Origin of the sequence: Herbaspirillum sp. B65 (assembly GCF_000333555.1) — a bacterium.
Classification (GTDB): Bacteria; Pseudomonadota; Gammaproteobacteria; order Burkholderiales; family Burkholderiaceae_D; genus Herbaspirillum; species Herbaspirillum rubrisubalbicans.
Genome location: NZ_BADI01000688.1, coordinates 1 through 479, shown reverse-complemented (window position 1 = coordinate 479; position 479 = coordinate 1). Strand labels below are relative to the sequence as shown.

The 479-nt window shown below is 65.8% G+C and carries 1 protein-coding gene; it reads right to left on the bottom strand.

Going from position 1 to position 479, the window contains the following annotated elements; genetic code table 11:
• The coding region (locus I5W_RS16400) for a HAMP domain-containing protein (protein WP_044530026.1) at positions 1-479 on the bottom strand (479 nt) is incomplete at both ends.

Genomic DNA, 479 nt, shown 5'->3' with positions numbered 1-479 from the left:
CTCTTCCATGGTCTTGCCCATGCGCTGCACCGAGTGGCTGCCGCGCTGGGCGATGGACGAGGCTGATTGCGCCTGGCGGTCGGCATTGGCCGCCGAGTCCGCATTCTGGCGCACGGTAGCGGCAAACTGCTCGACGCTGGAGGCCGTCTCTTCCAGTGCCGAGGCTTGCGATTCGGTACGGCTTGAGAGATCCATGTTGCCGCTGGCAATCTCGCCTGTGGAAATCGTCATCGATTCAACGTTGCGGCGTACGTCGCCGATGATGGCGCGCAGGTTGACGTTGAGCTGCTGCAGCGCTTGTAGCAGCAGGCCCATGTCGCCGCGCGCATCGGTATCGATATGCAGGTCGAGGTCGCCGCCGGCCAGGCCATGCACGGACTTGATGGCGCGCTGCAACGGGGCCACGATGCTTGCATGCAGCACCGCCCACGAGCCCAGCAGCAGCGCGGCGCCACCGAGCGTGCCGAGCCACACCGCAT